The organism is Shewanella sp. QJM3NY_23 (assembly GCF_056173105.1).
This window is the reverse complement of sequence record NZ_CM149657.1, coordinates 2,796,437-2,818,331: the sequence shown is the minus strand read 5'-3', so window position 1 is coordinate 2,818,331 and position 21,895 is coordinate 2,796,437. Positions and strand designations below refer to the sequence as shown.

18 protein-coding genes are annotated in these 21,895 nt (G+C 47.3%); 6 read left to right on the top strand and 12 right to left on the bottom strand.

The genetic code is table 11. From position 1 onward, the window contains the following. The first annotated feature begins 85 nt into the window (after positions 1-85). Complete coding sequence (locus AC0VXX_RS12515) at positions 86-1,309, top strand: DEAD/DEAH box helicase (RefSeq protein ID WP_475514517.1); 1,224 nt, start codon at positions 86-88, stop codon at positions 1,307-1,309. Positions 1,310-1,365: 56 nt separating this feature from the next. On the opposite strand, the gene torD is transcribed toward AC0VXX_RS12515, so the two are convergent. From torD to torE, 4 genes are read right to left on the bottom strand one after another with little or no spacing between them, the layout of a single operon-like run. After that, positions 1,366-2,016, bottom strand: a complete 651-nt coding sequence (torD, locus tag AC0VXX_RS12510; RefSeq protein ID WP_475514516.1) for a molecular chaperone TorD — start codon at positions 2,014-2,016, stop codon at positions 1,366-1,368. A gap of 28 nt (positions 2,017-2,044) precedes the next feature. Then, complete coding sequence (gene torA, locus AC0VXX_RS12505) at positions 2,045-4,537, bottom strand: trimethylamine-N-oxide reductase TorA (RefSeq protein ID WP_475514515.1); 2,493 nt, start codon at positions 4,535-4,537, stop codon at positions 2,045-2,047. A gap of 13 nt (positions 4,538-4,550) precedes the next feature. Next, on the bottom strand, positions 4,551-5,729 hold the full coding sequence (gene torC, locus AC0VXX_RS12500) for a pentaheme c-type cytochrome TorC (RefSeq protein WP_475514514.1): 1,179 nt from the start codon (positions 5,727-5,729) through the stop codon (positions 4,551-4,553). Positions 5,730-5,768: 39 nt separating this feature from the next. Continuing rightward, entirely contained in the window at positions 5,769-5,939 is a 171-nt protein-coding gene (torE, locus tag AC0VXX_RS12495) for a trimethylamine N-oxide reductase system protein TorE (RefSeq protein ID WP_475514513.1), read from the bottom strand. 517 nt (positions 5,940-6,456) lie between these two features. Here torE and AC0VXX_RS12490 point away from each other — a divergent pair. Then, complete coding sequence (locus tag AC0VXX_RS12490) at positions 6,457-7,815, top strand: NCS2 family permease (protein WP_475514512.1); 1,359 nt, start codon at positions 6,457-6,459, stop codon at positions 7,813-7,815. A gap of 105 nt (positions 7,816-7,920) precedes the next feature. Here AC0VXX_RS12490 and AC0VXX_RS12485 read toward each other — a convergent pair whose 3' ends face one another. From AC0VXX_RS12485 to AC0VXX_RS12475, 3 genes are all read right to left on the bottom strand, one after another. Continuing rightward, complete coding sequence (locus tag AC0VXX_RS12485) at positions 7,921-8,325, bottom strand: CBS domain-containing protein (protein WP_475514511.1); 405 nt, start codon at positions 8,323-8,325, stop codon at positions 7,921-7,923. Between the two features lie 336 nt (positions 8,326-8,661). Then, a complete protein-coding gene (locus tag AC0VXX_RS12480) occupies positions 8,662-9,939 on the bottom strand; it encodes a YjiH family protein (RefSeq protein ID WP_475517020.1) in 1,278 nt (425 codons plus the stop codon). A 718-nt stretch (positions 9,940-10,657) separates the two neighbouring features. Further along, complete coding sequence (locus AC0VXX_RS12475) at positions 10,658-12,211, bottom strand: methyl-accepting chemotaxis protein (RefSeq protein WP_475514510.1); 1,554 nt, start codon at positions 12,209-12,211, stop codon at positions 10,658-10,660. Positions 12,212-12,635: 424 nt separating this feature from the next. Between AC0VXX_RS12475 and AC0VXX_RS12470 the strand changes: the two genes are divergently transcribed. Beyond that, entirely contained in the window at positions 12,636-13,292 is a 657-nt protein-coding gene (locus tag AC0VXX_RS12470) for a hypothetical protein (RefSeq protein WP_475514509.1), read from the top strand. Here the strand turns inward: AC0VXX_RS12470 and AC0VXX_RS12465 are convergent. Continuing rightward, on the bottom strand, positions 13,289-14,176 hold the full coding sequence (locus AC0VXX_RS12465; RefSeq protein ID WP_475514508.1) for a U32 family peptidase: 888 nt from the start codon (positions 14,174-14,176) through the stop codon (positions 13,289-13,291). The two genes, AC0VXX_RS12470 and AC0VXX_RS12465, sit on opposite strands and share 4 nt — an antisense overlap. A gap of 18 nt (positions 14,177-14,194) precedes the next feature. Further along, entirely contained in the window at positions 14,195-15,196 is a 1,002-nt protein-coding gene (ubiU, locus tag AC0VXX_RS12460; RefSeq protein WP_475514507.1) for a ubiquinone anaerobic biosynthesis protein UbiU, read from the bottom strand. A gap of 196 nt (positions 15,197-15,392) precedes the next feature. Here ubiU and ubiT point away from each other — a divergent pair, with 196 nt between their 5' ends. Further along, on the top strand, positions 15,393-15,905 hold the full coding sequence (ubiT, locus tag AC0VXX_RS12455) for a ubiquinone anaerobic biosynthesis accessory factor UbiT (RefSeq protein ID WP_475514506.1): 513 nt from the start codon (positions 15,393-15,395) through the stop codon (positions 15,903-15,905). A gap of 294 nt (positions 15,906-16,199) precedes the next feature. Here ubiT and AC0VXX_RS12450 read toward each other — a convergent pair whose 3' ends face one another. Both AC0VXX_RS12450 and trhP read right to left on the bottom strand, forming a co-directional pair. Next, on the bottom strand, positions 16,200-16,460 hold the full coding sequence (locus AC0VXX_RS12450; RefSeq protein ID WP_110458198.1) for a YfhL family 4Fe-4S dicluster ferredoxin: 261 nt from the start codon (positions 16,458-16,460) through the stop codon (positions 16,200-16,202). Positions 16,461-16,473: 13 nt separating this feature from the next. After that, positions 16,474-17,838 (bottom strand): prephenate-dependent tRNA uridine(34) hydroxylase TrhP, encoded by a 1,365-nt coding sequence (gene trhP, locus AC0VXX_RS12445; protein WP_475514505.1) that lies wholly within the window; start codon positions 17,836-17,838, stop codon positions 16,474-16,476. Positions 17,839-18,742: 904 nt separating this feature from the next. On the opposite strand from trhP, the gene AC0VXX_RS12440 reads away from it, so the two are divergent. Further along, positions 18,743-19,585, top strand: a complete 843-nt coding sequence (locus tag AC0VXX_RS12440; RefSeq protein WP_475514504.1) for an HDOD domain-containing protein — start codon at positions 18,743-18,745, stop codon at positions 19,583-19,585. Positions 19,586-19,656: 71 nt separating this feature from the next. Further along, on the top strand, positions 19,657-21,162 hold the full coding sequence (locus AC0VXX_RS12435; protein ID WP_475514503.1) for a putative bifunctional diguanylate cyclase/phosphodiesterase: 1,506 nt from the start codon (positions 19,657-19,659) through the stop codon (positions 21,160-21,162). A gap of 10 nt (positions 21,163-21,172) precedes the next feature. Here AC0VXX_RS12435 and AC0VXX_RS12430 read toward each other — a convergent pair whose 3' ends face one another. Continuing rightward, complete coding sequence (locus tag AC0VXX_RS12430; RefSeq protein ID WP_475517019.1) at positions 21,173-21,613, bottom strand: thioesterase family protein; 441 nt, start codon at positions 21,611-21,613, stop codon at positions 21,173-21,175. Positions 21,614-21,895: the final 282 nt, after the last annotated feature.

The following is a 21,895-nucleotide window of genomic DNA, read 5'->3' as shown; positions in this document are numbered from 1 at the left end:
CTGGTAAACTTGACGCTTATTGATTGTCTCTTACTCGTTACTTATTGTTTTTACGCTTGTATCTGCAAGCAACAGGTTGATTTGAATGCAATTTGCTCAGTTAGATTTACATCCATCATTACTCCGCGCGCTGACACTCTTAGGCTTTGCTCAGCCAACGGCGATTCAGGCCGCCGCCATCCCGGCCATTTTAGCGCAGCAAGACATACTCGCCTCGGCGCAAACGGGCACAGGTAAAACCGCCGCATTTGTGTTGCCGATATTGCAACAGCTGCTGGCGCAGCAGGATGACGGGAGTCACTCACCCGTGGCGATTAAGGCGCTCATTTTAGTCCCAACACGCGAGCTGGCGCTGCAGGTGCAAGCGAGTGTACAAGCCCTTGCGCAGATGACGTCATTGCGCAGCGCCGTTGTGTATGGTGGTGTCAGTATCGATGCTCAGCAAAGCCAATTACATCAAGGTGTTGACCTGTTAGTTGCAACCCCAGGACGGTTACTCGACCACCTACGCCGTGGCGGATTGAGTGTGGACGCGGTCTCATACCTGGTGTTTGATGAAGCTGACCGCATGTTGGATATGGGCTTTATGGATGAGATAAACGCCGTGATGGCGCAGCTGCCAAGCACTCGCCAGACCTTGTTATTTTCAGCAACCCTTGACGATAGTGTGCTGAGCTTTAGTCGCAATCTGCTGCGCAGCCCCCAACGTATCGAGGTCGACGCCCCTCATAGTGCGGCGCGCGACATAGAACAACGGGTTTATGCGGTCGATAGTGATAATAAGTTCGCTCTACTCAGCCATCTTATTCGTCAAGGTCAGTGGCAGCGGGTTTTGGTGTTTAGTCGTAAAAAGATCGCTGCCGATAAGTTAGCTCAGCGCTTAATTGATGCGGGTATCATGGCTAGGGCACTTCATGGTTCATTGTCGCAAGGCGGGCGAGAGCAAGTGTTGCAAGCATTTAAGGCTGGCGATATTAATGTGTTGGTGGCGACCGATGTGGCCGCTCGTGGTATCGACATTGCCTCGCTCGATCATGTGGTTAATTATGAGTTACCGTTTGCGGCGCAAGATTATGTGCATCGCATTGGCCGTACTGGGCGAGCCGGACAAAAAGGAGTGGCTATTACCCTGTATAGCGAGGAGGAGGATGCCTTACTGCTCGAAGAGGTCGAAGCCCTATTAGACAAGCGTTTGCCGCAGCAGTGGTTGCCAGGGTTTGAGCCGGATCTGACTAAAATGGCGCCGTTGGCGGGTAAGATGGGGAAGTCTGCACAAAAACGCCGCGCGAAACGCCGTGGTCGCGGCTGAACAGTACCTATAAAAAAGCGCCGCAGAAGCGGCGCTTTTTTTCGTGTTGTGCGGATTTAATGCGATTGTGATGCGGCGAGCGCTTCACCGTCGCTCTTAACCCAATGGGTGGTTAAGTTGGCGAGTGCGGTATAAAACTGACCATTATCACACTGACCCACTTTATCGCTAAATGTCGCCAACCAACTGTTAAGATAATCGTTGATAAACGCCTGTTGTGTGGCGCTATCGACCCGATTTGTTTGATGAGCTACATAGGCCAAAATCACCGCTAGATGATCGGCTGGTTCAGGAAATTCACTCTGAACCTGTAATTGACTCTGTTCTAAATGGTCGAGCATCTGTTGATGTTGCTCACCAAATAGCAGCACTTCATCACCATCTTGTTTATTGCTGGCCATATACAGGCTGGCGTACGGGCTAGCGCTGTGTTTGGTTCCGACTAAAAACAGGCCGCAATAGTCGGCAGCCAGTTCCAGCAGCGCTTTATCTGTGGTTAAGCCTAGCAATACCGCGTTGATCTTAGCCACATCAGTGCCCAAAAGCGGGTCGCTTGCCAGTTGTGCCAAGAAAGCTTGCGCTGGCGCACTGGTCAGCTCATGCAATAGCGGCTGGTCGATCTCTTTAGCAAATAATGCCGACAGTAAGCGGTAGACCATGGCTCTACCTTGGTTAATGCTATTGTCGTGTGCGTTACTGTGACTCATTGTCTGTCTCCTTGGCGTTGGCCATTATCTAAATCACCGTTTCGATAGGGCCGCTAAATGAGCTGACCTCAGGCACTTTACCTTGATAACGCTCAAATTCGACCAAACAGGTGTAGGCCGAACAGGCTTGGGCCAATTTTGAGGTACCGATATCCTGAGTCAAGGTATTAGGATCGCCATAGCTGCACAATGCGCCAATTTCGTTGCCACCTTGCTTGCTACCATCTTTACCGACAGGGCCATACCAAGCGCCTTCTTGGATGCGCACTATGCCTTGAGGGAAGCGGTTAGACACCACCGCACCGGCAAGCAGTTGGCCACGGTCATTAAATACCCGCACGATATCACCATCTTTAATGCCGCGCTGCTTAGCGTCCAGCGGATTAAGGAACACAGGCTCACGGCCTTGAACCGTATAAGTGGCTCGGTATTGTTCTGATTCGCACATCTGTGAATGCAGGCGATGGTCTGGGTGGCAAGATTGCAGCCAAATCGGGTGTTTATCTGAACCCGGGCCGCCATGGCTGCGCTCTGTTTTTTCTATCCATGTGGGGTGACCAGGACAATCATCGTAATTAAATTGCGCTATTTTACGACTGAAAATTTCAATTAAGCCTGATGGCGTGCCCAGCGGGTTGATTTCAGGGTCGTCTCTAAAGTCGGCATGACGTGTCCATGGCTCACCCTCGCCAAAGTGGACATAACCTTGCTGCCAGAAGGTGTCAAAGTCAGGCATGGCAAAATTGCCGTCGTTATCGGCCTTGCAGTCGTTATACAGTTTTTTGAGCCAGTCAAACTCACTCATGCCACGAGTGTATTGCTCTCCTTTGCCCATCAAGGCGGCAAAGCGGGTGAATATCTCAAAATCTGACAAGCTTTCATACAGTGGCTCAACCATCTTTTGCATTGCCAAGATCCCACGGTTGGCATAACTGCCGTACACATCCAGATCGTTGCGCTCAAAGGTGGTACAGGCTGGCAGTACGATATCAGAGAAGCGGCAAGTGGCTGTCCAGTTGGTATCTATGGTGACGACACATTCGAGTTTGTGAAATGCGCGTTTCATGCGGTTACGATCTTGGTGATGATTCCAAGGGTTGTTACCGGAGAACACCATCATCTTAATGTCTGGATAGGTGACTTTAGAACCATTGGCTTCAATGGTTTTGCCTGGCTCTAAAATGGCATCAATCCAGCGCGCGACCGGAATAGTGCTACTGGCGCCCTTAAAGTCATTGTTATCAAATAACGGCTTTTGGCCTTCATCTAGGTTACGCGGAAACGCGCCCGGCGCCGCGGCACCCGATGACGGTACACCAATACCCGAATAGTGATGACCATAGCTGATGCCACCGCCCGGTAAGCCAATTTGGCCTATCATGGTGGCGAGTACGGCGGCCATCCAATAGGGCTGCTCGCCATGTTGTTGACGCTGAATACACCAGCCCATCATGATTTGGGTACGTCCTGCGGTCATCACCTTGGCAAGATCGCGGATGATCTCTTGGCTAACGCCGGTAATCTTACTCGCCCACTCGGGGTTTTTTGGAACACCGTCAGACTCACCCATAAGGTAGGGAAGGAATTGATCGAATCCTAAGCTATAGCCTTCGATAAACGATTTATCATGCAGGTTTTGGCTCACCATTTCGTGGGCGATCCCCAGCATTAAGGCGACATCGGTCTGCGGATTGACATATAACTGTTCACAACCTAAGTACTTTTGGGTTTTGGTGACCACAGGATCTATGCTGATCACTCGGATCTTGCCTTGTTTCACTTTTTCTTTAAGTTGCGCAAGGTAAGCAAATGACTCATGAGTCTCGGCATTCCAGCCGACCTGTAGGTTTTTATAGGGATCATTTGACCATAAAATAATGGTGTTGGATTCTTGTAAGATCAGCTCCCATGAGGTGCCCTGGGCATATACCTCGGTCGAGCCGAGCACATAAGGCATGATGGTTTGACCGGCTCCGGTTGAGTAGTCACCGATTTTTTTGATGAAGTTACCGTGCATGCCCACAGCGCGTTGCATATGGCTGGTACAAGAGTGCAGTTGGCCTGTGGCGCGCCAGCCCGTTTGGCCAGCGTGTAGGCCTGAGGGACCATATTTGGTTTGCACTTCATCGAGTGAATCTTTAAACAGTGATAAGGCCTTATCCCAGGTCACACGTACAAAGCGAAAATCACCACGTTGGCTGGTGTCACTCTTGTGGCCGTTAAGCAAAAAGTCTAAGCGCACCATAGGGTAACGAACCCGAGATGGATTGTAGACCAAGCCTTTAATACCGTTAATCATATCGGTTGGATATTGGTCTCGGTCAAATGGGATCACCTGATCGATAACGCCATTTTTACGCTTCATCTTAAATGCACCAAAGTGCGACCCGGTCGTTAACCAGCCATCATTGGCGTTGGCGCCTGTGCTGGCGAGGACATTAAGGGGGGCCAATACTGACGCACCACTGAGGGTCACATAAGAGGTGGCTGCAAGGCCCTTAAGAAAATCTCTTCTGTTCATGTTGATATCCTTTTTAGTGCGCCGACTTATCGAAAGTTGATGAATGTTCTTGCAAGTATTTTTGTACTAACGCTTGAGTGTCTTGGTCCATGTTGACGAACGCTATCATGCCTTGGAACATGCCGGGCCAAGTGTTGGCATCGAAATGTGCTTCGCTAGGTTGGGTATGACAGACGCTACAACTGGTGGAGTAAGTCTCACGTGCATAGTCCCACAGGGGTTGTAAATCTTTGACGAGGAAATCTTTCTCGGTCCAAATCTTGGCCTCGACTCGTTGCCACTGCAGTCCGGTCATTGGATCTTCTTTCTGCTCGAAAATTTCCATGACCCCCTCTTCCAGCGCAGCTTCTTTTGACAGTTGTGCCGACAAAATATTGAGACCAAAATCGAAGTAGATCACCCGGCCAGCACCCACTTTTTTACGCCAGCCATCAATGCCGACTTTAACGCGGTCGCCTTGGGTTTCGAGTACAGTCACTTTGGTGGCGATGTTGAGCGTGCCGGCTTCGACATCTGTGGTGCCATTAAAGTAGAGCGGTTTGGTGAGCGCGGTGAAATAGGTGTCACCCACTTGTAGGCTGCTTTCGCCAGAGCCCACTTGAGCGATGAGTTCAGGTGCGCGAGAGGTGCCCATATCAGGCAGTTTGTGAGCAATACCTTTGTGGCAATCAACACAGCTTTGATCGATTTCAGCGGCGCGTTTCATCTGTTTTTGCGCCAGTTTTGACATGCTTTCCCATTTCATTGAGGCATAGTTATGGCAATTTTTACAGGCTAGCGAGTCGTCGCGATCGAATCGTTTCCATTCGCGGCTAGCCATTTCAAGCCGCTTAGCTTCAAATTTTTCATCTGTGTTGACAGTTTGTAGCAACCAGCCCCAGACATCGTGAGAGGCTTCCATTTTACGGGCAATTTTACGCGTCCAGTTGTGCGGCACATGGCAGTCAGGGCAGGTGGCACGTACCCCTGAATGATTTGACCAGTGCACCGTTTGTTGCAGCTCTTGGTAAGGCTTGCTTTCCATGCTGTGGCAGCTAATGCAAAACGCTTCGGTATTGGTCATTTCCAGTGCGGTGTTAAAACCACCCCAGAAAATAATACCCATGAGAAAGGCTGACAAACTGATGGTACCTAAGGTGAGGTACTTGGCGGGCTTGTTGAGCGTGCGCCAGATAGTAATAAACCACTTCATAACAGCATCCTTAAAAAATAGATCAGGTAATTATTTAACTTAGTGAGAGACGATGCCGCCAAATGCTTGGATCATCCAAATGACAAAGCCATAAGCCCCTATGCCGCTGATCGTTAAAATGGGAAACAGTAAAAAAATGATGAAGCCCAGCGCCTTAAACTCTTTGGATTTCACCTGACTGGGTTTAGTCGCTAAATCTTGTTCTGCCATGATCTGCTCTCTTAGTGGTGATCTTTGTCTATGGCTACAATATTAGAGGAGGATTGTTAATGGCTGTCACACCTAGGATGAATGAACATCGACAAGTTATGAAAAAATGTGAAAATCAATTCTGGTGATACGGAATATTAAGCGGTATCAAGGCTAGTGTTTTGATTTAAAAGGAGTTGCATGCATATTTAAACGAGCGTCATCCTAGGTGTGACGTGTGCTTAATGCCCTTATAATTCAGTGGTGCGTGGGGCAATTAGCCAAAAATAAAAATATCTAATGATTTGTTAATTTACGCTAGTTTATCGCGTCAGCTTTCCTGTAAAATTCGCGCCAACCTAGGTTATGTGAGCGTTCGGTTAACCGAGCAGCTCTTGGCTTCGCATTCAATGTGTAAGTCTGCAGCGCACGTAAGGTACGTCACAAGTACTCGGTGGTTCTCTAACCCGATAGTGTTGAGCGGGATCCTCACTGCCATAACCTTGTAAAACTAAGAGAACAATAAAGGTAAATAATTATGAAGTCTGAACAGACTCTCGATACCCCTGCTGTACCTACAAGTTCGATGTTGGATCGTTTTTTTGCTATTTCTGCCCGTGGCAGTAACGTAAAGCAAGAAGTAATTGCCGGATTTACCACCTTCTTGGCCATGGTTTACTCGGTCATTGTGGTGCCTAATATGCTCGGCACTGCAGGCTTTGATGCTGGCGCGGTCTTTATTGCGACCTGTTTAATCGCCGCCTTTGGCTCGTTGTTAATGGGGCTGTGGGCTAACCTGCCAATGGCGATTGGCTGCGCTATCTCGTTGACCGCCTTTACCGCGTTTAGCATGGTGTTGGGTCAAGGGATCTCGATTCCGGTTACGTTAGGCGCCATCTTTTTAATGGGGATAGTGTTTACGCTAGTGAGTGTGACTGGGGTTCGTCAGTGGGTACTGACCAACTTGCCTAAAGGTATTGCTCACGGTACGGGTATCGGTATCGGCTTATTCCTCCTGCTTATTGCCACCAACAGTGTGCAGCTTATCGTCGCCAACGATGCGGGTTTACCGGTGAAGTTAGGCGATATCCATAGTTTACCTGTGCTTGCGACCATTATCGGCTTGGCGGCCACCATTGGTCTTGAGCGCCGCGGTGTACCCGGTGGTATTTTGTTGGTGATTATCGCATTGTCGGTATTTGGCCTATTGTTTGACCCTTCGGTGACCTATCAAGGCTTGTTTGCCTTACCCGATCTGATGTCTGACAAATCATTAATTGGTCAGCTCGATATTATGGGGGCGTTAAATCCTGTAGTGTTACCTATTGTGTTGGCGTTAGTGATGACGGCAATTTTTGATGCCACAGGGACAATCCGTGCGGTGGCGGGGCAAGCCGAATTACTCGATAAAGACGATAATATTGTCGGTGGCGGTAAGGCGCTGACCTCTGACTCGGTAAGCAGTATCTTTGCCGGTGCAGTGGGCGGCGCGCCTGCTGCAGTGTATATCGAGTCGGCTGCAGGAACCGCCGCTGGTGGTAAAACTGGCCTGACAGCGACCATTGTTGGTGTGCTGTTTTTACTGATGATGTTCTTGGCGCCACTGAGTTATTTAGTGCCTGCCTACGCTACAGCACCTGCACTGATGTATGTGGGACTGTTGATGTTGAGCAATGTGACCAAGCTTGATTTTGACGATAAAGTCGATGCCATGGCTGGGTTAACCTGCGCGGTGTTTATCATTTTAAGTTGTAACATTGTCACTGGGATCATGCTGGGCTTTGTCACGTTAGTGATAGGCAGATTGTGCAGTGGCGAATGGCGTGCCATCAAGCCGGGTGTGTTAGCGATCACTATCGGTTTAGTGGTTTTCTATCTCGGTGGCTGGGCGATTTAAACGTTTATTGATATCAAAGCCTGTCAAACATACTGATGTAGCTGGGTTTGCCCCATGTGCATAAAAAAGATGTAACTCAAAAGACGAAATATCCTTTCGTCTTTTTTATTGGCGGTAAGCGCGTAGCAGATCTTTCCAAGTAACAATACCGACAATCTTACCCTGTGCTAACACCGGCAGTGAGCCAATATTGTGTTGCAACAATAACTGAGTTGCAGCATGTAAGGAGCACTCGGGTGTGGTGGTGATAGGGCTGCGTGTCATGACCTGATGGGCTCGGCGCTGCAGGGTTTCAACATCACGCTCGGTTTCGTTGATAGCGCCAATATGGGGGCTCAATGTGCGCAGGTAATCTCGCTCAGATAACACCCCTTGTAGCCTATCGTTTTCAACCACCAATAGATGATGAAACGGCGCACTGTCAAAAATCTCTTTGACTATGGTGAGTCGATCGTCCATGTCGATAGTGACGACTCGGGTACTCATAATGTCGGCAACTGTGACGCTCATAGTCTATTTCCTCATGTTTATGCTATTTATAACAGACTATTAACAGTTCAACAAATCAACATGTTTGCTGAGGCGATTGATGAGCTAATCATTGAGAACAGGCCTGCTAAGCGTTGTTTGGTCTGTTAGGGTTATGCTGATAATGTCTGCAAACAGCTTGTAGGGTGACTAACCATCTCGCGGTGTTTTTAATGATGACGACAGGGCAATGACTGCTGGCTATCTGATGGCATGCCTTTGGATGAAGTGCCGCGATTGCAGTAGTGATATTAGCGGGGGGGATAAATCAGCCCAGGTGATCCTAGGCTGATGTTCGGTTTTTATGTGTCGAATGTCTTAGAAGATAAGATGTGCAACACCCGCAATAACAGGCAGGGTGACTAGGGTTCTTAAAATAAACACCACAAACAATTCGGCAATATTGACCGGGATCTTACTGCCTATCAGCAAGGCACCCACTTCACTCATATAGATAAGCTGGGTGACCGACAGGGCGGCGATAATAAAGCGGGTCATGTCAGACTCGATTGAACTGGCTAAAATCGAGGGGATAAACATATCCGCAAAGCCAACCATAATGGTTTTAGACGCCTCGCCCGCTTCTGGAATTTGCAGTAACTCTAGCAGTGGGATAAATGGCATGCCAAGGTAGTCGAACAGCGGTGTGTATTCGGCGATCATTAATGCGATGGTCCCGATAGCCATGACAACAGGGATCACGCCAAATACCATGTCGATGACATTTTTTAGGCCATCTTTTAAGGTGTGCGACACGCCTTGCGCATGCGCCGCTTTAGCCATTGCTTGCTCAAAACTCCAAGCGAAAACGCCCTTACCGTGTGGCACGACTTCATCGTCTGGATGACGTGGCGTATCGTCAATATAGTGATCTTTTTTCCAACGCAGTGGTGGTAATTTAGGCACGATAACCGCCGCGACCACACCAGCCAAACATACGGTTAAGTAAAATGGCGCAAACAGATGCTCTAATTTAACTTGCGAAATCACCACTAATGAGAAGGTGATTGAAACCGCCGAGAAGGTGGTGCCGATCACAGCCGCTTCGCGTTGAGTATAAAGGCGGGCTTCATATTGTTTACTGGTCATTAAAATGCCGACACTGCCATCGCCAAGCCAAGAGGCCATACAGTCAATGGCGCTGCGACCTGGCAAGTTAAATACTGGCCGCATAATTTTGGTTAACAAGGTACCAAACATCTCCAGCAAGCCGAAGTTAAGCAATAATGGCAATAACATGCCGGCAAAAATAAATACGCAAAATAATACGGGTAGCAGGTCATTCAGTACTAAGGCGCCCGTATTCCCCGAACGGATAGCTTCAGGGCCTATGCCCATGTAGGTCAATACAATGAAGACTGCACCAATAATGCGAACGATAGCCCACATAGGGTTTACGTTAAGTAATGCATTGATAAAGTGATGCTGCAGCAAAGCGTTAGGTTTTAGCCACTTGCAGATGAGCGTCGCGATAGCGGTAATGACCACTATAAAGGTCACTATGCCGGTTAGCGCATCGCCTAATAAGCTTTGTAATCCTTTTGATACGATAGCGATAGGAATGGTGATCGCATCTTGATAGCTAATCGGTGTCATAAACAGTAACAAGCCGATCAGCGAAGGGATGAGAAATGTAAGTAACGTTTTTATGTTAGTTTTTTGTTTTTTAGCCACTTTTTTGCCTTAAATTACGCTGTCTGTACAACGGCAAGAATTAAATATTAAATCCATAATTCAATTTATAATGAATATCCATTCATCTAATCGACGGAGGTTACCGCCTAAGTCCAGTGATGTAAAACCATTTAATGCGCAATCTTGTGACTGACAGCTATAGCATAGTTATTTGCACTTTATGACTATTTATATTGTACTGAAAAAAGTTGCATTTGCACCATGTACTTTTTAGTTAAAAAATGATTAAGACAATGTTATTGCTTGGTTTTATATTCCTTAGCCGCGAAGAGTGTTGGCTGTAGCGCCTAGACTTAGCGTGTAGGAGAAATGCAGGGTAGTTACTTGCGCTGGTTTACCCATTTAATCTAAGGCAGAGCGAGTCAGTTAGCCAGCCGCCTTTACTGGGCGATACCAAGCATATAAGGCCTGATTACAGCATTGGGTGGATCTGGGGTTTGTGTCGAGCTAAGTGGCAAATAGGGCAGAGGCGTGAGGCGAAGAACAGCGGGATAGGCTAAATAGATTGGGCCGTGGCTAGGTGCCAGCGGCTCAATGTAGGTTGGTTGTTATTGACATTTGTAATGCATCAAGCAAGCAAGATGTCAGTAGCCAAGTGCCTGCCTATTGTGGCCTTAGGTTATCCGAAGGTTTGCCTTAGGCTCTTGGCTTTATCAGCGTTAATTTTTAGCTCAGAAATTGAGTCTTCAACGCTGGCTAACGCATCTAAATTATTGTTCGATGCCTGAGTGATCAGGTTAATCCCTTGATTTAGTTCTTGTACCACTTGCATCTGCTGCTGCGCTGCGACGGCATTTTGCTGGGCAAATTCGTGAATACTGCTGATGGAAGTATAGAGTTCATCCAGCTTTACCGCCGAAGACTCAGTTTGCTGGGCGCAGTGTTCGGCCAATTGCTGGCTTTGACGCATCTCTTCGCTCCAATCGCTGAGCATTTTAAACATTTTGTCGACACTTTGGGATATGCTGGTCGTCGATTCTTGAGTGCGACTCGACAGTGCCCTGACTTCGTCGGCAACGACCGCAAAACCGCGGCCCTGTTCGCCAGCTCTGGCGGCTTCAATGGCGGCATTGAGTGCGAGTAAGTTGGTTTGCTCGGCGATGGCATCAATTTCGCCCATGGCATTGGCCACATGTTCAGCTTCTTGGTGCAGCTGCTGAGTATTTTTTGCCACATGGGTGACGCTTTGTGTGAGCGAGTCGATATCTTGGCTGTTTTGCTGCATCTTAGTGCGATTATCGTGACAAATTTGGTAAGTGTCATCGATATGGTTTGATGTTGATTGAATATTACTCACCACCTCATTTAGGGTCGCGCCCATCTCCTCCATGGCACTGGCCATCTGCTCAATTTCTTGATGCTCTTTATCGATACCACTGTGGGTTTGGTTGACGGCGACAATCAGTTGATTAGTGATGTCGGTTATCTTATCTGCGCTATCTTGGTTTTTGCCTAACACCCCTTGCATCTTGGCGTCTTTCATCAATATCTGAAACTTAAGCAGCGAGGAGGAGTCTTTACCGCAATAGACAAAGCGGCTGACTGAATCATACTCTTGTTTCATCGCCATTAACTGCGCAGGGATCCTAAAGGCCTCATCGTAAAAAATGGCTAAATTGAGTCCTATAAGCGCCAAGCCGACTACAATGGTCTGCCAGCCTAAAACGTAGCCGGCTAGCGCTAGGCCTAGGGTGGTAACGACTGCTGAGATGATGCGTTTTTGTACTAATGAAAGTGGGTCTTTTACTGTTTTACCTTGGTTTATTTGCTTATATAGGGCCTGCGCACTGGTGATTTTTTTTGCATCAGGTTTTACCCGTACAGATTGATAACCTATGAGTTTATCTTGTTCGTACATAGGTGAGACAAAAGCATCTACCCAATAAAACGCGCCATCTTTACAGCGGTTTTTCACCATACCGCGCCATGATTGACCGGCTTTTAATTTTTGCCAAAGATCGGCAAATGCCGCGGCAGGCATGTCGGGGTGACGCACCACGTTGTGATTATGGCCCAACAATTCTGACTCGCTGTAGCCAGAAATATCGATGAAGGCTTGGTTGACATAGGTGATCACTCCACGGGTATCTGTGCTCGAAATAAGCTCGTCTTTATCGTTAAGCTTGACCTCTCGCGTCGACGTAGAGAGGTTAGTATGTCTAGTTGTAGTCATGTAAAGGAGGTCTTCAGCAAGTCGCCATCTCCAGCCTTTACTTGTGTAAGTGGTTAGTGGCGTAATAAAAAATTCATTGGCATTCTATCAGGCACTTGAACATTTTGTTAGCCACCTCACAAATCTATTTATAGTGAGATGTTGCGCGTAAATTAAATGCTAAGATTTTGATCTTGCTCCAATAAAAATATTGACTCAGTGATGATGTGACGTATATTCGTTTACCCTTTTATATTATAAGGTTATCTGTGTAGTCGCTGTGGGTTTGGCTAAAAATGTTACTAAAGTTGTTATAAGAAATATGCGCTAAAGCTCGGCATAAAATCACAATTCCATATAATCTAGTAGGACGACAGCATTGCATTATCAACGGACTATGAATTCATCACAGCGAAAACTATCAACACTGGGGTTTAGATTTGGCATGCTGGGCATGACTGTGCATGTACTTAGCTTACTCGTGGCATCGTTGGGATTTAATGATTTTAATGGTAATGGTTTTAGCTTTTTTAATTTTTCATTAAGTGAACTGGGCCAATATGGCCACTCTCAATTAGCGGTAGTGTTTAATGGTGGGTTGTTTTTTGGTAGCTTAAGCTTGGTGTTATTTTGCTTGTTTTCATTGCAACATTGCGACAGTCCATTGCTGTATCCCTGCTTGTTATTGCTGATTTTAGCCATGCTTTCTCTGGCCATCACGGGTTTATTTCCCATCAATGTGTATCACTTACACACCTTAGGCATTGAATATTTCTTTTATTTTTCACTGTTGAGTATCGGGTGTTACTTGGGTTATTTATGGCAGGGCGCAAGGTTGGCCGCAAAGCCCGTTAAGCGTTTTGCTTATCAAGGCAGCAGTGTATTGAGCCTGCTGTGTATCGCTGTATTTGGCTTGTTTGTTTTCCTTGCACAAGTTGATAGCAGCTTAATTAATAGTGGCCAAGCATTTTACCATGGGATGATGATGATCGAGCCACGCCCTGAATTTTGGTGGCCCGCCATCGTTGAGTGGTTAGCGTTACTGCTGTTTCTTGGTTGGAGCGCGGCCTTGGTGTGGACTCAGCGCCCTACGCGCGACTAGCGCCTTTGCTCAAATCCCGCTTGTCCAAACCAGTATCCATTACAGGCTAAGTTGGTTTCACTGGTGGTCTCTATATTAGCGTGAGTGGCTCCCTTGTCGACCAAGTTTTTGGTTAAGTTATTGGCTAACGCAATTGAAGCCAAGCTACTGGGGGAAACCCTAAAATAGTCGACCCCTAGGCGCTGCATCTCCTGTTGTTGATCACTTAAGTCAATATAACTGGCCGATTGAGTTTGAATGCCATTAAGGCGCAGCAATGGCTGGGATTCTTGGGTTTGCGCTAATACACCTTGCGGATAGTCAATACAGATGGTTTGGCAGCTGTCCTTAGTTAATCCTTGTTGGCGTGCGGTAAAGCAGCGTGCCGAGTGTGCCAGTGGCATGTAGCCATGACCAAAGACTTCCACCTCTATCTGCCTTGGGGCCAAGTCGGTTAATACTCGTTCGAGCCAGTGCTTTGATAGCTCCAGTGGCATAACAAATCGTTGCATTCCCCAAGCGGCTAATTTCTGCAAACTTGCCGCATTATAGTTGTTAATACTTGGCCCACAGATAAAAGGTAAGCCGAGTGATTTCGCTACCTCAACGGCGCCCATATCGTTGGCTTCAACCATAAACTCACCATTATCGATTTGCTGTTTTAAGGCTGTAAATTCCGATTGGGCTTCAATCAGCGCCAGCGTAGAGAGTACCACTTGTTTACCCGATGCCTTGAGCATCTGAGCTAGCTCAAGGTAGTCGCTAAATTTCAGTTGGCGGCGACGGCTACAGACGGTTTCACCTAAATAGATCAGTTCTATGTCGCTACTGGCTGCTTGTTGATAAAACGCGCTGACCTGTGCCTTTGACCAGCAATATTGAATAGGGCCTAAAGATATGTTCATATTTGCTCCTGTTATTGGCTACTGCCAAGTGCGCTCATAGGCTCCAAGTGTCGTAACCTGGCCTTCGGAGACCTTGGCTAACGCTTTGTCCCACTGAGCTTGGGTCGTATAGGCCTCGGGATGATGTAAAAAAGTGTCGATAGCTTGACGCCAAACGCGAGTGACTTGCTCAACATAGGCAGGACTACGTTGGCGCCCCTCGATTTTAAGAGATGCCACGTTTGCCTTTGCCAGCTCTGGCAATAAACTGAGGGTATTAAGGCTGGTGGGTGATTCTAAGATATGGCTCGGTTGCTTGTTATCTGCGGTGATATAGCGGCCCTTACACACCACGGGATAGCCCATCTGCTCGTTAATGTTGGACTTATCAATAAGCACTTCGTTTAGGCGCGTTAAGCGTTGATCGTCAACCTCTTGCCAGCGCACCGCATTGGCGGGTGAGCAGGAGCCACCAGTATTGGGCGATTGCCCGGTAACATAGGAGGAAAGGTGGCAACGCCCTTCGGCCATAATGCACAAGCTGCCAAAGGCAAACACCTCCAGATCCACAGGCGTCACCTTAGCAAGGTCGCGTACCTGTTTCATTGACAACACCCGCGGCAACACGGCTCGCTCAATATTAAACTCGCGTTTATAGAGGCTTAAGGCGCCAAGATTGGTGGCGCTGGCTTGCACCGATAAATGCAGTGGCAGCTGAGGGTAGCGGCTATGGGCGTAATCAAGTAGTGATAAATCGGCGACAATTAAGGCATCGACGCCAAGATCGGCAGCGATATCGATAGCCTGATACCAACGCTGTTCTTCTCCCGGTTGAGGAAACGTATTGATGGTCAAAAATAACTTTTTCCCCAAGCGATGAGTGTATTGCACCGCCTGCACCAGTTTCTTGGGGGTAAAGTTTAAGCCGGCAAACGAGCGCGCATTGGTGTCATCTTTAAGGCCAACATAAATCGCATCGGCACCCGCATTGAGTGCCACTTTCAATGCGGCTAAGTTTCCCGCAGGGCATAAGAGCTCCATAACTGCCTCTTTCTTAAAAAGTGTGCAGTGTAAAAGGGAATGGCCGCCTATATGTTGATGTAAAACAGGTTTGCGATCATAAAAGCTGGGTAAAATTGAATTATCTCTCACTTTCGGGGTGAAAGCCGAATCGATCATTAATATTAAGCGGGGTTGACGCGAGTTGGTCACGCTTGCATAAGGAGTTATTCACGCTATGCAAAAAAGTGTGCTAGCCAATACCGCTCAACATCTGTTGCAATTTGGTCCTCAGGTGATGGCCAAGCCGTTAACTATAGTGCCTTTTACCGTGAAGGCGCGCATATTAGAAAAGCTATTGAACTTGTTAATGGCGGAGCAAATCGAGGATGATGAGTTGCTCTTTCTTCAGCAGCGTTGGGTTAACATCGATATTGTCGATATGAAGCTGAGTTTTGATGTCAGCTTTGATAAACACTTTGTGGTGCGAGCGCCCGCGAAGGCCGAGGTGACGTTTAGCGGCCGCAGCAAAGAGTTGGTATTGATTGCCGCCGGCAAAGAAGATCCCGACACGCTGTTTTTTCAACGTCACTTGGCTATCGAAGGTGATACCGAATTGGGACTCGAGGTGAAAAATTTATTGTTGAGTATCGAGTTTGACACTATGCCTCGCTTGGCTAGAGAAGGGCTAACCGCCTTAGCTTCGCTGCTTGAGAAACTGCAACGTCAAGCCGATGCGCGCTGGGCATAAGATCCTGAATGTGATGGTGTTGCGCCAGCCCTTGAGCTTGGGTTTGGGCTTCGGTAACTCAAGCCTAAATAAAGCCTAAATCAAGTTTAGCTAAGCTTAGATAATCCAAGCGATAGGTAAATGAAGTGCTCAATATTTTCATCAATATTTACATCAATGTTTGCAAGAGCGTAGTTGATAACTAGAGGACAATTAATAAAAAAAGCGCAGTTAATTACAGCGTGCAGTTAATAAAAAAGCGAAGTGTAACACTTCGCTTTTTTATAGTTTTGCGTCATTAATGGGTTGAGTTAATCACTCGCTCAGCGGTTTGCCGGTGATCAGGTGATACTTCAGCAACAGCGCTTCATCAGACTCAATATGTTGTGGATCTGGGTCGATACAGTCGATAGGGCATACCGACACACAGGTGGGCTTATCATAATGGCCAACGCATTCGGTACACAGGTCTGGATCTATCTCGTAGATCTCCTCGCCCATAGTGATCGCTTGGTTTGGACACTCAGGCTCGCACATGTCGCAGTTAATGCAGCTATCGTCTATCAGTAATGCCATTATCTGGGTCCAGTTACACCGCTTGGTGCGGGTTGCGAGTGTTTTGCCCGCTATTAAGGTTACGCATTAATATCGCTTTATCGACATCAACCTCTTGGGGTACCGGTAAAAACACAAAGTGTCCCGAACCGAGTCCGGCCTCGACGGCTTCGCCCTTACGGTTTTCTAAATGTTCGATGGTCAGGTTAATATTGCCTTGCGGCGTCATCAACTCAACACTGTCGCCAACCGAAAATTTGTTTTTCACATCCACTTCGGCCATGCCTTTATCGTTACGTTTGCCAGTGAATTCCCCCACAAATTGTTGAGTGTCACTGATAGAGTAACCGTAGTCGTAATTTTGGTATTCATCATGCACATGGCGACGCAAGAAGCCTTCGGTGTATCCCCTGTGAGCCAGTCCTTCCAGTTGGTGCATCAGTGCAGGGTTAAACTCACGACCAGAAACGGCATCTTCAATCGCTTGGCGATAAAGCTGTGCGGTACGTGCCACGTAATAAAATGACTTGGTGCGGCCTTCGATTTTAAGCGAGTCGATGCCCATTTTGGTCAGGCGCTCAACATGCTGGATGGCACGTAAGTCTTTAGAGTTCATTATGTAGGTGCCATGCTCGTCTTCAAAGGCGGGCATGTATTCACCTGGGCGCCCCGCTTCTTGCAGTAACACCACCTCATTACTCGGTGCGCCGGCGCCTAGGGTAGGGTTATGCAGTTGTACATCTGGGTTCACCGCGACAATGTCACCTGTGTCGGTTTGCACTGCTTCATGAGCGTCATATTTCCAACGACACGCATTGGTGCAAGTACCTTGGTTTGGATCGCGTTTATTGATGTAACCCGACAGCAGGCAGCGGCCAGAATAAGCCATACACAAGGCGCCGTGCACAAAGACTTCAAGCTCGATATCGGGGCAGCGCTGACGGATCTCTTCAATCTCATCGAGCGATAGCTCACGGGATAAGATCACCCGCTTAATGCCTTGTTGTTGCCAAAACTTAACCGAGGCCCAGTTGATGGCGTTAGCTTGTACGGACAGGTGCACCACTTGATCGGGAAACGCTTCACGTACCATCATGATAAGCCCAGGATCTGACATGATCAGCGCATCAGGTTGCATGGCAACCACAGGCTCCATATCTTTGATATAGGTCTTCAATTTGGTGTTATGCGGCGCGATGTTGCTTACCACGTAGAGTTTTTTGCCCAAAGCATGGGCTTCTTGAATACCGGTAGCGAGATTTTCCATTTTGAAATCATTGTTTCTAACACGCAGGCTATATCTAGGCTGGCCGGCATAGACCGCATCCGCGCCATAGGCAAACGCGTAACGCATATTTTTTAAGGTCCCAGCAGGAGACAGTAGCTCAGGTTTAAACATAATTTCTCTCAATTAACAGGTAGCAAACTAACTTGGGGCGGGCATTTTACTCAATGCAGGGAGTCTTATGCAAATAGTAACCTTGTTTATTCTGTGGTCAACCGCCCATTGCCGCCATAAATAGGCTTCTTATTTCCCTGTTTTACGCCGCATACTTGCCCTTGTAGCCTGATGACAGTGATTGCTGCCCTTGTTTGGTGGCTATCATGTTCAGCTGGTTTGCTTTAGGGGTCATGGGGTCGCGACTTACCTTGTAATAGCCTATTTTATTCATTATTGCCAAAATGCCCCCTTAGTGCTTGGTGTTATATCAGCGTTGATTGTGGGCGCAGCGGCTATCGTAGAACCATTTAGTTGGTAGTCGGTGATAGCTTATTGTTAGTCTTGTTAGTCGGCTGTAAAAATAGGCGGAGTTACACCAGCGGCGAGGGCTTTTATCGGCCAATATGTGTTGCCGCATGATGACCTTTAACTAATATTTACGCTTAAAATAGCAACAGGCCTTAATTTATCTGCTTAAATTTAAGCGATATTTAGCTCCTTTGAGTCTAGGGCCTGTTGATCTTTGCTGGTTGAGTTTTGTTCGAGACAAAAACGTTTTAATCGAGGCTGGTGGGTTGCAGCCTAGTCATCTATGCAAAATTCACTTAACAAAGAGTAAAACGTTTTTAGCCGAACCCTTCGGGCAGCGTTTGTTGGTCATTTCTACTGCGTTCTCAGCTTTTTATGTAGAATAACTACACTACAAAGCTTCCGCCTTGTATAAATACCCAACAATTCGCTGCAAAAACAACCTTGAAAGATCAGCAGGCCCTCGCTAAGTCATTTTACCATCACGCTTGGCAATCAGTCCTGATATACTCTAGCGCATTATTAAGCAGTGATATTTTATTAAGGAGTCAGCATGTCTAGCGAGCATCAACTACTGGTTGGGTTATTAAAAAAGTTAAAGGCCGATGCGTTAGTGTTGCCAACTTTACCCGAGGTAGCAATGCGCGTCCAAGAGGTCGTTGCTAGACCCGATTCCAGCCCCAAACAGGTGGCGGAAATTATTGGTCAAGATGCGGCGATATCGGCGCGTATGATAAAAGTCGCCAACAGCGCTATGTATAGCCGCGGCACTAAAGCAGAAAATATCAACAGCGCCGTAACCCGTATCGGCTTAACCCAGATAAAGTCTATCGCGACATCGGTTGCTATGGAGCAATTGTTTATCTCTACTAATGAGATGGTATGGGAGGTGATGGATGAAGTGTGGCGTTCGTCAATCGAGGTGACTTCTGCGGCCTGTGCTCTGCTACTCAAGTATTCTAAGACGCATAAAGGTTGTGGCTTAAATTATGACACCCTGACGCTTGCCAGCTTAGTGCACAATATTGGCGCCTTACCTGTATTGACCGAGGCGGAAGCTAATCCGCATCTGTTTACCAGCATAGATCAATTACGCGCCTTGGTGAGAAAAATGCAGGGACCGATAGGCCGAGCCGTATTGAAAAGTTGGGACTTTTCGCCAGAGGTGATGGAAGTGGTTGAGCGATGGGCCGACTTACCTTATTTACCTGAGCGGGTGACCTATTTAGATTTTGTGCGTTCGGCGGCCTTTTATACCGGCGAGCTAAGAGCGGGTCATGAGCTTGAAGAGCGTTTAGATGTGTTTGTGAAGCGTGGCTTGCCCGTATCGCCAGAGTATTTAGGCTCTGATGAATTTCTCGATAATTATCATTCTATTAAGATGAGTTACGAATAGTTGTGACCGCCGATTAACTCTGTTAATAATAGCGTTAATTTTTCCGTTACGTTTAAACACTAAGGCTTTGTGTGGATGTTGCAAATCTCTATTGGATAATGGCTTATATTATAGCCATTGGCGTCGCTGGTACCCTTTATTGGTACTGGCATAGACGCACTGGCCTACGCTTTTTGCGACAACTAACCAGCCAATTAAAGCAACAAGATAAAGTTCGTAAGCCGCTAGCAATTGACGCTGTTCCTACCGATTATATTCCGCTATACCTGCAGTTACAGCGATTGTTAACCCAGTTACCTCCACCGCTTGGGCGAGATAAGCTCACCGGCTTGTTTAATCGGGTTGGGCTGAAATCACGTTTATCTCACCTTATGCCTCTTAATCAAGGCATGTTTGTTCTTATTGATATTCATCGCTTTCGCTATGTTAATGACCTGTTTGGTTTCTCGTTTGGCGATCAGTTACTGCTGGCCATGAGTGAGCGAATTAAACAGCAGCTCAATGACCAAGATATTGTGGCGCGCATGAATGAAGATGAGTTTTTAGTGGTGTTTAAAGTGCCATTAAGCGATGACGAGCTAAAGGCATTACAAAGTCACTTGCAACAGCCATTTTCTATTAATGATACAGTGATAAATCTACAGGTGCAGCTTGGGTATTTGGATATTTCACTGCACTATGCCGACGTTAGTCAGATGCTTAGGCGTATCGATTTGGCCTTAGTACGAGCAAAGTCGAGCTCTGGCTTAATCGCCTCTTATCAAGCGGGGGACGATACGAGTCAGCATCGACAGCTGACTATTATTCGCTGTTTTCCTAAGGCGTTAGCACAAAATGAACTCTATGTGGTGTATCAGGCTAAATACAATCTTGTCAGCGAGAATTGCAGTCACGTAGAGGCGCTTATCCGCTGGGAAAGCCCATTATTAGGCTCGGTTTCACCGGCAGAATTTATCCCTTTGCTCGAGCGTGCTGGCATGATCACTATGCTCAGCCAATGGGTTATTAAGCAGGTACTTCACCAGCAAAGTTTGTGGCGCCAAAGCGGTATGAGGTTGCAGGTGGCGGTGAATCTGGCGCTAGATGATTTATGCGCACGTCAGTTGTGTCAGTGGATTGTGACGCTGCTGCAGCAGTGGCAATTGAGCGCCGATGTGTTAGCGATTGAGGTTACCGAGAGTCAATTAATGACGGATATGCAGCGCACGGTTAATGTACTTGAATGCCTCAAACGTGCTGGCATTAACGCTGCAATCGACGACTTTGGCACAGGGCACTCCTCTTTGGCGTATCTTAAATACCTACCAGTTAACGAGGTTAAAGTAGATAAAGCCTTTTTGGATAATGTGGCGACCGACTGTCGTGGTCAACATATTCTTAGTAGTACGGTTTCTTTAGCACAAGGCCTTGGATTTACGGTCACGGTGGAGGGTGTAGAAACCCAAACTGAGTTTATGTTACTGCAACAGATGGGCGTCGATAAAATTCAGGGGGAGTTGTTTGCTAAACCGATGAGCGCGGCCGAGCTTGAAATGCACTGGCCGACACTTAATCGGCCCATTGGGGGGGCATCTTAGGGGGACAGCGTCACTCTTGCTCTGTGATATGACGACTGAGCTCGGCGATAAGTTCAGCTGACATTGGGGTCATCTGCCGAGCCTTATTCATACACACCATCTCTATTTGGGCGGTAACTGCCGGCTTTTTGCCTTGTGCTCGCCAGATCTCTTGTCGCCATACAGTGCGATATTTACTTTCAAAATAAAACTGAGTACGCACATCGACAATCTCTGCAAACTCGATCCCATCATGACATAGCATGTCACTACGATAGACGGCAAAGCCTAAACCCTGTTGAGCCCAAAGGTGAGCCAACGTTTTGGCACCTATGACATGTTCTCTGGCGCGTTCAAAATACTTTAAGAAATTAGGGTGATACACCACGCCTGAAAAATCGGTATCTTCATAATAAATCTGCACCGGAAAATGAAACTGGGTGCTGTATTGCGCTTGTGCTGGCTGCTTCATATACAAAATGTGAGTGGCGATGATCAAGGCCGTTAGCTTAGCATATTGAGTTAAGTGGGGCATCTTACCGATTTGCTATTCAGTTTCGAGGGATTACGGTCGCCATAGCTACACTAGGGGAGCTATGTGAGCCGTTATTGATGTTGGGCAATTATCGCTCTGTTAGCGCAATAGACATAGCGCTAGGCTTTCCGTTATGTTCAGCATCTGCTTTGGCGGGCACGAACCGATAGGGTAACTCGCAGAACGACGAGCCTTATGCTGCTCACTGTATGACAAGTA

Coding starts and splice junctions, on each gene's coding strand:
- AC0VXX_RS12515 (WP_475514517.1), top strand. CDS start 86: ATGCAATTTGCTCAGTTAGATTTACATCCATCATTACTCCGCGCGCTG.
- torD (WP_475514516.1), bottom strand. CDS start 2,016: ATGAGTCACAGTAACGCACACGACAATAGCATTAACCAAGGTAGAGCC.
- torA (WP_475514515.1), bottom strand. CDS start 4,537: ATGAACAGAAGAGATTTTCTTAAGGGCCTTGCAGCCACCTCTTATGTG.
- torC (WP_475514514.1), bottom strand. CDS start 5,729: ATGAAGTGGTTTATTACTATCTGGCGCACGCTCAACAAGCCCGCCAAG.
- torE (WP_475514513.1), bottom strand. CDS start 5,939: ATGGCAGAACAAGATTTAGCGACTAAACCCAGTCAGGTGAAATCCAAA.
- AC0VXX_RS12490 (WP_475514512.1), top strand. CDS start 6,457: ATGAAGTCTGAACAGACTCTCGATACCCCTGCTGTACCTACAAGTTCG.
- AC0VXX_RS12485 (WP_475514511.1), bottom strand. CDS start 8,325: ATGAGCGTCACAGTTGCCGACATTATGAGTACCCGAGTCGTCACTATC.
- AC0VXX_RS12480 (WP_475517020.1), bottom strand. CDS start 9,939: ATGACACCGATTAGCTATCAAGATGCGATCACCATTCCTATCGCTATC.
- AC0VXX_RS12475 (WP_475514510.1), bottom strand. CDS start 12,211: ATGACTACAACTAGACATACTAACCTCTCTACGTCGACGCGAGAGGTC.
- AC0VXX_RS12470 (WP_475514509.1), top strand. CDS start 12,636: ATGCTGGGCATGACTGTGCATGTACTTAGCTTACTCGTGGCATCGTTG.
- AC0VXX_RS12465 (WP_475514508.1), bottom strand. CDS start 14,176: ATGAACATATCTTTAGGCCCTATTCAATATTGCTGGTCAAAGGCACAG.
- ubiU (WP_475514507.1), bottom strand. CDS start 15,196: ATGGAGCTCTTATGCCCTGCGGGAAACTTAGCCGCATTGAAAGTGGCA.
- ubiT (WP_475514506.1), top strand. CDS start 15,393: ATGCAAAAAAGTGTGCTAGCCAATACCGCTCAACATCTGTTGCAATTT.
- AC0VXX_RS12450 (WP_110458198.1), bottom strand. CDS start 16,460: ATGGCATTACTGATAGACGATAGCTGCATTAACTGCGACATGTGCGAG.
- trhP (WP_475514505.1), bottom strand. CDS start 17,838: ATGTTTAAACCTGAGCTACTGTCTCCTGCTGGGACCTTAAAAAATATG.
- AC0VXX_RS12440 (WP_475514504.1), top strand. CDS start 18,743: ATGTCTAGCGAGCATCAACTACTGGTTGGGTTATTAAAAAAGTTAAAG.
- AC0VXX_RS12430 (WP_475517019.1), bottom strand. CDS start 21,613: ATGAAGCAGCCAGCACAAGCGCAATACAGCACCCAGTTTCATTTTCCG.